We start from the raw sequence: 5,502 nt of genomic DNA on the forward strand, positions 1-5,502 counted from the left end.
GCCGGCCAGGCCGGCGGGGCGCTGCTGTTCCTGGGCCTGCTCGGCGCTGTTGGCGCCCGCGCTGGCGGTGCGGCCATCGCCCGGCCGGTGGTGCGCGTGTTGTTCTGGGGCGCGCTGGCCATGGCGCTCACTGCCGGCATCGGGCGGCTGGTTGGCACGGCGGTGTGATGCGTCTAGAGAGCGGGCGCAGCCACGGAGTCGCCCCCTCATGCCCAGCATTGCCCTCGCGTCCGATCACGCCGGCTACGCCCTGAAGGCGCTGCTTGCTGAAGAACTGCGCGCGGCCGGGCATGACGTGCTTGATCTGGGGCCAGACAGCGAAGCCAGCGTTGATTATCCCGATTTCGGCCGCGCGCTGGGTGAGGCAGTGGCTGCCGGCCGCGCCGAAAAGGGCATCGCCGTCTGCGGCAGCGGCATTGGCATTTCCATCGCCGTCAACCGCATCGCCGGCGCCCGCTGCGCGCTGGTCACCAGCGGCTTGATGGCGCGGCTGGCGCGCCAGCACAATGATGCCAATTGCATCGCGCTGGGCAGCCGGATAATCGGCGTGGAAACCGCCCGCGATTGCGTTGCCGAATTTCTGAACACGCCGTTCGAAGGCGGGCGCCACGTCGGGCGCGTCGCCAAGCTGGGTTAAGGAGAAGCGCCATGAGCAGCAAGCCAGTGATGGACATCCGCCCGGATGGCTTCTTTGAAACGCCGGTTGCCGGCAGCGACCCCGCCGTGGCCGCCGCGATCGCGGCCGAGCTGGATCGCCAGCAGAACCAGATCGAACTGATCGCCAGCGAGAACATCGTCTCCCGCGCCGTGCTGGAAGCGCAAGGCAGCGTGTTCACCAACAAATATGCCGAAGGCTATCCCGGCAAGCGTTATTATCAGGGCTGCCACCCATCCGACGTGGTGGAGCAACTGGCCATTGATCGTGCCAAGGCGCTGTTTGGCGCTGAATATGCCAATGTGCAGCCGCATTCCGGTGCGCAGGCCAATGGCGCGGTGATGCTGGCGCTGGTCAAACCCGGCGAGACCATCCTGGGAATGAGCCTCGACGCCGGCGGGCACCTGACGCACGGCGCCAAGGCGGCGATGAGCGGCAAATGGTTCAACGCCGTGCAATATGGCGTGCGCCGCGAGGATCATCTGATCGATTATGACGAGGTCGAGCGCTTGGCTGTCGAACACAAGCCGGTGCTGATCATTGCCGGCGGCTCGGCCTATCCGCGCATCATCGATTTCGCGCGGTTCCGCGCCATTGCCGACAAGGTGGGCGCGCGCCTGCATGTCGACATGGCGCATTTTGCCGGGCTGGTTGCTGCCGGCCTGCACCCGTCGCCGATCCCGCATGCCGATGTGGTGACGACGACGACACACAAGACCCTGCGCGGCCCGCGCGGGGGCCTGATCCTGTCCCGCGATGCCGAGCTGGGCAAGAAGCTGAACAGCGCCGTCTTCCCCGGCCTGCAGGGCGGCCCGCTGATGCACGTGGTCGCCGCCAAGGCGGTGGCCTTTGGCGAGGCGCTGCAGCCCGGGTTCAAGGATTATTCGCGCGCCGTGATCGCCAACGCCCAGGCGCTGGCCGCCCGGCTGGTGGAGCGCGGCTGCGCGGTCGTCGCCGGCGGCACCGACACTCACCTGGCGCTGATCGACCTTTCGCCCAAGGGCATCACCGGCAAGGACGCCGACGAAGCGCTGGAGCGCGCCGGCATCACCTGCAACAAGAATGGCGTGCCCTTCGATCCGCTGCCGCCCACGAAAACCAGCGGCATCCGCGTCGGCTCGCCGGCCGGCACCACCCGCGGCTTCGGCATCGCCGAGTTTCAGGCCATTGGCGACATGATTGCCGACGTGCTGGACGGGCTGGCCGCCAATGGGCATGATGGCAACGCCGAAGTGGAAAAGGCGGTGAACCAGCGGGTTCGGGCGCTCTGCGCGCGTTTCCCCATCTATCCGGCCTGAGCTGCTTCGCGCCAGACGATAGGGGGCGCGCGGATGCAGGGGGACGAGACGGACGGCAAGCCTGAGCCCGACAAGTTGGCGCAGATGGCCGAGGACGCCGCTGCCGCCGGCCGGCGTGCGTTCGACAGCGAGACCGGGCGCCAGATCGCCGACATCGCCGACGCCGGCTTCACCAAGGCCGGACAGGTGGTGGACGATCTGCTCGCCAATCCGACCGGTGAGAAACTGAAGCAGGGCGCCGATGATCTGCTGGCCAAGACCGGCCCGGTGGGTGCGACCACCGCCGGCCGCAACATGATCGCCGGCGCAGCGGTTGGCTTCTTTGTCGGCTTGCTGTTTTCGGGCATCGGGCTGTTCTGGGGCACGGTGATAGGCGCCGCGCTCGGCTTCCTGCGCACAATAACGAAGAGACCCTGATGCGCTGTCCCTTTTGTGGCAATGACGACACCCAGGTGAAGGACAGCCGTCCCACCGAGGACGGCTCGGCGATCCGGCGGCGGCGGCAGTGCCCGGCCTGCGGCGGCCGCTTCACCACCTTCGAACGTGTGCAGCTGCGCGAGCTGACGCTGGTCAAGAAGAGCGGCAAGCGCGAGCCGTTCGACCGTGACAAGCTGGCCCGTTCCATCGAGATCGCCTGCCGCAAGCGCCCGGTCGAGCCGGAGCGGATCGAACGGCTGGTCAATGGCGTCGTGCGCCAGCTGGAATCGCTGGGCGAGGCCGAGATCGAAGCCGATGTGGTGGGCGAACTGGTGATGGCGGCGCTGAAGGCGCTCGATCCGGTTGCCTATATCCGCTTTGCGTCGGTCTATCGCGATTTCCGCGAGGCCAAGGATTTCGAGACGTTCGTGGGCGGCCTGTCCGAAGCCGTGAATGGCGTGAAGGGCGGCAAGGGCAAGGCGGGCGACTGACATCGCGTGCCAAACCGGCTAGGGCGGCAGCATGATCCCGAACCCGCCTGCCATCATTCTTGTGCGCCCGCAACTGGGCATGAACATCGGCGCGGTGGCGCGCGCCATGCTGAATTTCGGGCTGACCGAGCTGCGCCTGGTGCAACCGCGGGACGGCTGGCCCAATCCGGAGGCCGGGCCCTCGGCGGCCGGGGCCGACAGCGTGATCGAAGGTGCCACCCTGTTCGACAGCGTCGCCGATGCCATCGCCGATTGCACCCTGGCCATTGGCACGGCGATGACCACCCGCGACATGACCCGCCGCGTCACCTCGCCGGCCGGCTGCGTCGCCGAGATGCAGGCGCTGCCCGGCAAATCCGCGCTGCTGTTCGGGCCGGAACGCACGGGCCTGGTGCGCGACGACCTGCTGCACTGCCACGCCATCTGCACCATCCCGTCGAACCCCGATTTCGGCAGCCTCAACCTTGCGCAGGCGGTGGCCGTGATGGGTTATGCCTGGGTGATGGGCCATGATGCACCGCCGCCAAGCTGGCTGGTCAATCACGAGGGCCCGGCCACGGGCGCCGAACTGGCCGGGCTGATCGCGGCGCTGGAGGAACGGCTGGCGGCCAACGGCTTCTTCAACCCGGCGCCAGGCCTGGCCGACACGGCGCGGCGCATGCTGCGCAACGTGCTGACGCGGCCGGGCTTCACCGGGCCGGAGGTGCAGTTCCTGCGTGGAGTCGTGCGGAGCTTGTCGGAGCCACGCAAGCACGGTTAGGACCGAAAGCGGACGTGAGATATGGCCGAGCATGATCTGACCGGGATGTGGTCGGGCATCTACAACTATCCCCATTCCCATCCGCCTTGCGCGTTCGAGGCGCAGTTGCGCGACGTTGCGGGCAGCCTGGTTGGTGAGATCACGGAGACTGAGGCGCTGTTGTTTCCTGCACCGACGCAACTGAGCGCAATGATCAGGGGGTTGCGGCGAGCCAGCGCGGTCCGCTTCACCAAGTTTTATGACATCGACAGCGACCAGTATCGTCCGGTTCTGTACGACGGCATCTTGTCGACAGACGGGAATGAGATCGCCGGCCAATGGTCGATTCCCGGCGCATGGTCGGGCTCATTCATCATGATCAGGGCTGGCGGCCGGGCCGTTGCCGAAGAGCGCGAAGCGGCAGCCTCTGCCTGACAGCAAAAGGGCCGCCGGTTGCCCGACGGCCCTTTCAGTAGAGCGTGCCGTGACCTTGTTCAGGCCACGGCCGGATACTCACTCGGCTCCGGGTCGCGCAGCGCATAGCCGCGGCCCCAGACGGTTTCGATGCAGCCCGACGACGGGGCGCCGGCCTGGTGCAGTTTCTTGCGCAACTTGCACACGAACACGTCGATGATCTTCAACTCGGGCTCGTCGCGGCCACCATAAAGGTGGGTCAGGAACATTTCCTTGGTCAGCGTCATCCCCTTGCGAAGCGACAGCATTTCCAGGATGGCATATTCCTTGCCGGTCAGCGCCACGCGCTTGCCTTCGACCGCGACCGAACGGGCCGCGAGATCGACCGCCACCGGACCGGTGACGATGACTGACTGGCCATGGCCCTGGCTGCGCCGCACCAGGGCGTGCAGACGGGCCATCAGTTCCTGACGGTCAAACGGCTTGGTGACATAATCGTCGGCGCCCGCACCAAAGCCGGTCACCTTGGTGGTGGTCTCGGCATCGCCCGACAGGATCAGCACCGGCGTGTTGATGCGCAGTTGCCGCAGCTGGCGCAGCACCTCGTGCCCGCTCATGTCGGGCAGGGTGATGTCCAGCAGGATCACGTCGAACTCATAGGTGCGTGCGTATTCGAGCGCGAGCTCCCCTGTGCCCGCGGTTTCGTGCTCGATGCTCGCTTCGTCGAGCATACGCTCGACGCTGCGGGCCATTGCACGGTCGTCTTCAATCAGCAGGACGCGCATGCAAACGTCTCCGGAAACAGATTGACCCCCACCAGGCGAAACAAGCCCGGCACCGACCCCGACACATTGTTAACCTGATTTGTGAGCATTGGTAAATACCTCTTTATTTTTTTATCGAGGAGATTCAGTGCGTTCAGTCATTGTTAACCTTTATTTCATCCGATTCGAACAGCGGGCGATAGATTTGCACACGGGTCACGCGCAGGCCCGGCTGCCCCGCCTTGTCCATCGCGCGCTGCCAAAGTTGAATCTCTTCAATGCTTAAGCGCCAGCGCTGGCACGCCTCCTCGACCGTGATGCGGCCATCGTTGATGGCATTGATCACCGCGGCCTTGCGGCTGGGTACCCAACGCACGGTGTCGCTTGGCGGCAACACCTCTGATGTGAATCCGGGCGGTGGTGGCGACATGAAGGACATGGCGACTCATCCTTCCGGCCCTGGCGGGCCTTGGGCTGGGGTGGTGTATGGCCTTCATCACGGCAACGCCGGCTCATGCTTTACGCACGCCCCGGCACTTGACGTCGCGGAGGCGCATCCCCATTGCCGCTGCCGTGACTGCGCCTGCCGCCTTCCCCCTCGATCTGGCTCGCATGCCGGCCAGCATTGCCGCCGTGCTGGCGCCGCTGCAGGGTCGGCGCGTGGCGGTGGCGATGTCGGGCGGGGTGGACAGCAGCGTGGTCGCCGCGCTGGCGGCTGCGGCCG

Annotated in this window: 9 protein-coding genes and 1 pseudogene; 8 read left to right on the forward strand and 2 right to left on the reverse strand. The window is 66.4% G+C overall.

Annotation, left to right across the window (positions count from 1 at the left end; genetic code table 11):
• The 7 genes and pseudogenes from GJ693_RS17555 to GJ693_RS13480 form a co-directional block, all read left to right on the forward strand.
• Positions 1 to 168 (forward strand): annotated as a pseudogene (locus GJ693_RS17555) (VIT1/CCC1 transporter family protein); the annotation flags it as partial.
• A 40-nt stretch (positions 169 to 208) separates the two neighbouring features.
• Complete coding sequence (gene rpiB, locus GJ693_RS13455) at positions 209 to 637, forward strand: ribose 5-phosphate isomerase B (RefSeq protein WP_156256795.1); 429 nt, start codon at positions 209 to 211, stop codon at positions 635 to 637.
• Between the two features lie 11 nt (positions 638 to 648).
• On the forward strand, positions 649 to 1,953 hold the full coding sequence (gene glyA / locus GJ693_RS13460; RefSeq protein WP_156256796.1) for a serine hydroxymethyltransferase: 1,305 nt from the start codon (positions 649 to 651) through the stop codon (positions 1,951 to 1,953).
• A 33-nt stretch (positions 1,954 to 1,986) separates the two neighbouring features.
• A complete protein-coding gene (locus GJ693_RS13465) occupies positions 1,987 to 2,370 on the forward strand; it encodes a hypothetical protein (RefSeq protein ID WP_156256797.1) in 384 nt (127 codons plus the stop codon).
• Positions 2,370 to 2,861: a transcriptional regulator NrdR gene (nrdR, locus tag GJ693_RS13470; RefSeq protein ID WP_156256798.1), complete on the forward strand. Its 492-nt coding sequence runs from the start codon at positions 2,370 to 2,372 to the stop codon at positions 2,859 to 2,861. The genes GJ693_RS13465 and nrdR overlap by 1 nt, the downstream gene beginning before the upstream one ends.
• 31 nt (positions 2,862 to 2,892) lie before the next feature.
• Positions 2,893 to 3,621: an RNA methyltransferase gene (locus GJ693_RS13475; protein ID WP_156256799.1), complete on the forward strand. Its 729-nt coding sequence runs from the start codon at positions 2,893 to 2,895 to the stop codon at positions 3,619 to 3,621.
• A 21-nt stretch (positions 3,622 to 3,642) separates the two neighbouring features.
• Positions 3,643 to 4,035, forward strand: coding sequence for a hypothetical protein (locus tag GJ693_RS13480; RefSeq protein WP_156256800.1), 393 nt, complete (start codon positions 3,643 to 3,645; stop codon positions 4,033 to 4,035).
• Positions 4,036 to 4,094: 59 nt separating this feature from the next.
• On the opposite strand, the gene GJ693_RS13485 is transcribed toward GJ693_RS13480, so the two are convergent.
• Positions 4,095 to 4,799, reverse strand: a complete 705-nt coding sequence (locus GJ693_RS13485) for a response regulator transcription factor (RefSeq protein WP_156256801.1) — start codon at positions 4,797 to 4,799, stop codon at positions 4,095 to 4,097.
• 133 nt (positions 4,800 to 4,932) lie between these two features.
• Positions 4,933 to 5,217: a DUF1153 domain-containing protein gene (locus tag GJ693_RS13490; RefSeq protein WP_156256802.1), complete on the reverse strand. Its 285-nt coding sequence runs from the start codon at positions 5,215 to 5,217 to the stop codon at positions 4,933 to 4,935.
• A 173-nt stretch (positions 5,218 to 5,390) separates the two neighbouring features.
• Here GJ693_RS13490 and GJ693_RS17560 point away from each other — a divergent pair.
• On the forward strand, positions 5,391 to 5,502 hold a 112-nt coding region (locus tag GJ693_RS17560), incomplete at its 3' end, for an asparagine synthase-related protein (RefSeq protein ID WP_235902912.1).

The sequence above is a fragment of the Sandarakinorhabdus oryzae genome, assembly GCF_009733735.1.
GTDB lineage: Bacteria > Pseudomonadota > Alphaproteobacteria > Sphingomonadales > Sphingomonadaceae > Sandarakinorhabdus > Sandarakinorhabdus oryzae.

Bases quoted from the DNA above. Each gene is read 5' to 3' on its own strand.
- rpiB (WP_156256795.1), top strand. From the start codon at position 209: ATGCCCAGCATTGCCCTCGCGTCCGATCACGCCGGCTACGCCCTGAAG.
- glyA (WP_156256796.1), top strand. From the start codon at position 649: ATGAGCAGCAAGCCAGTGATGGACATCCGCCCGGATGGCTTCTTTGAA.
- GJ693_RS13465 (WP_156256797.1), top strand. From the start codon at position 1,987: ATGCAGGGGGACGAGACGGACGGCAAGCCTGAGCCCGACAAGTTGGCG.
- nrdR (WP_156256798.1), top strand. From the start codon at position 2,370: ATGCGCTGTCCCTTTTGTGGCAATGACGACACCCAGGTGAAGGACAGC.
- GJ693_RS13475 (WP_156256799.1), top strand. From the start codon at position 2,893: ATGATCCCGAACCCGCCTGCCATCATTCTTGTGCGCCCGCAACTGGGC.
- GJ693_RS13480 (WP_156256800.1), top strand. From the start codon at position 3,643: ATGGCCGAGCATGATCTGACCGGGATGTGGTCGGGCATCTACAACTAT.
- GJ693_RS13485 (WP_156256801.1), bottom strand. From the start codon at position 4,799: ATGCGCGTCCTGCTGATTGAAGACGACCGTGCAATGGCCCGCAGCGTC.
- GJ693_RS13490 (WP_156256802.1), bottom strand. From the start codon at position 5,217: ATGTCCTTCATGTCGCCACCACCGCCCGGATTCACATCAGAGGTGTTG.